The sequence below is a fragment of the Brooklawnia sp. genome, assembly GCF_049651565.1.
Lineage (GTDB): Bacteria > Actinomycetota > Actinomycetes > Propionibacteriales > Propionibacteriaceae > Brooklawnia.
This window is the reverse complement of sequence record NZ_JBASCI010000234.1, coordinates 1-1,919: the sequence shown is the minus strand read 5'-3', so window position 1 is coordinate 1,919 and position 1,919 is coordinate 1. Positions and strand designations below refer to the sequence as shown.

Sequence of the window (1,919 nt, the reverse complement as noted above, 5' to 3'; positions counted from 1 at the left end):
ACACAGCACTACCGGGCGGCCCTGCCCACCCCCGCCCCGCTGGACGAGGCGCAGCGGACCCGCCTCACCATGCCGGTCTACGTGGCGTTGGCCGAGACCGGCTCGGCGGTCGCCCCCGCCGGCAGGGGCGAGGCGGTCGCCCGGACGCTGCCGAACGCCACCGTGAAGGTGTGGCCGGGCACCACCCACTCACTGCCGATGCAGGTCGCCGAGCAGCTGGACGCCGAGTTGGCCGTCTTCTGGGCACAGCACGAGCACTGAACCGGCCGGGCGCGGCGGCGACGTGACAGAATCGGCGGCGTGCCACAGACCGCCAGCCTCGCCCGCCTGCTGGACGAGCTGGGCCCGAATCCGGAGCCGGACGACCTCTACGCCCGCTTCGAGGCCTGGGCTGCCGGACGCGGCATGCCGCTGTACCCACACCAGGCGGACGCACTGTTCGCCACGCTGGCGGGTGCGAACACGATCATCACCACCCCCACCGGGTCGGGCAAGTCGCTGATCGCCACCGCCGCGCACGTGGCCACGCTGGCTGCCCGCGGCCGGGTCTACTACACCGCTCCGATCAAGGCCCTGGTCAGTGAGAAGTTCTTCGCCTGGGTGGACGACTTCGGCGCCGACCTGGTCGGCATGGTCACCGGGGACGCCTCGGTCAACCCGGACGCACCGATCATCTGCTGCACCGCCGAGATCCTGGCCAACATCGCCCTGCGGGAGGGTGCCAGCGCGGATGTCCAGATGGTGGTCGCCGACGAGTACCACTTCATCGCCGACCCCGACCGTGGCTGGGCCTGGCAGGTGGCGACCAGCGAACTGCCGCAGGCCCAGTTCATGATCATGAGCGCCACCCTGGGCGACGTGTCGGGGCTGGCCGACCTGCTCACCGAGCGCACCGGACGCCCGACCGAGGTGTTGGCCGGGGTGACGCGTCCGGTGCCGCTGGTCTTCAAGTGGTCACTGACGCCGCTGCCCGAGACCCTGACCGAGCTGGTGCACACCGGAGCCGCACCCATCTACCTGGTGCACCCCAGCCAGGCGGCGGCGACCGAGCAGGCCCAGGGGTTGATGAGCATGAAGCTGGTCGACACCGAGGCCAGGCACCGCATCGTCGCGGCGATTGGTAACTTCCGGTTCTCCCGGGGGTTCGGCGCCACACTGTCGAAGATGTTGCGGGCCGGCATCGGCGTCCACCACGCAGGGCTGCTGCCCAAGTACCGGCGACTGGTCGAAACGCTCACCCAGCAGGGGCTGCTGCGGGTGATCTGCGGCACCGACACTCTCGGCGTGGGCATCAACGTGCCGATCCGCACCGTGGTGTTCACCACGCTGAGCAAGTTCGACGGCCGCCGGCAGCGGCTGTTGCGGGCCCGCGAGTTCCACCAGATCGCGGGCCGGGCGGGGCGGCCCGGCTATGACCCGGTGGGCAACGTGGTGGTGCAGGCGCCGGAGTACCAGATCGAGAACGCCCGGATCGTGGCCAAGTTCGCCGGCGACGAGAAGAAGTTGAAGAGCGTCCGGCGCAAGAAGCCGCCGGAGGGCTTCGTCAACTACACCGAGGCCACCTTCGACAAACTGATCGCCGCGCAGCCGGAGACCCTGCACGCCCGCCTCGAGGTCAGCCACTCGATGCTGCTCAACCTGCTGCAGCGCGACGAGGAGACCGGGGCTGCGCTGGCCCGTATCGTCCGGGCCGCCATCGCCGACCCGGGCCAGCAGCGCAAGCAGTTGCGGCGGGCGGTGGCGCTGGGCCGGTCGCTGCTGGAGGCCGGGGTGGTGGTTCGCCGGACCACCCCGACCGCGGGCGGGCGCCGCTACGACCTGGCGCCCGGGTTGCAGGACGACTTCGCGCTGAACCAGCCGCTCAGCGCGTTCGCGATGTCGGCGCTCGACCTGCTCGACCCCGACCGCGACGACTACGC

Annotated in this window: 1 protein-coding gene and 1 pseudogene; both read left to right on the top strand. The window is 71.0% G+C overall.

Going from position 1 to position 1,919, the window contains the following annotated elements; genetic code table 11:
* On the top strand, positions 1-261 hold a 261-nt coding region (locus tag WBL05_RS11240), incomplete at its 5' end, for an alpha/beta fold hydrolase (RefSeq protein ID WP_424225979.1).
* Between the two features lie 44 nt (positions 262-305).
* Positions 306-1,919, top strand: a pseudogene (locus tag WBL05_RS11235) (DEAD/DEAH box helicase); the annotation flags it as partial.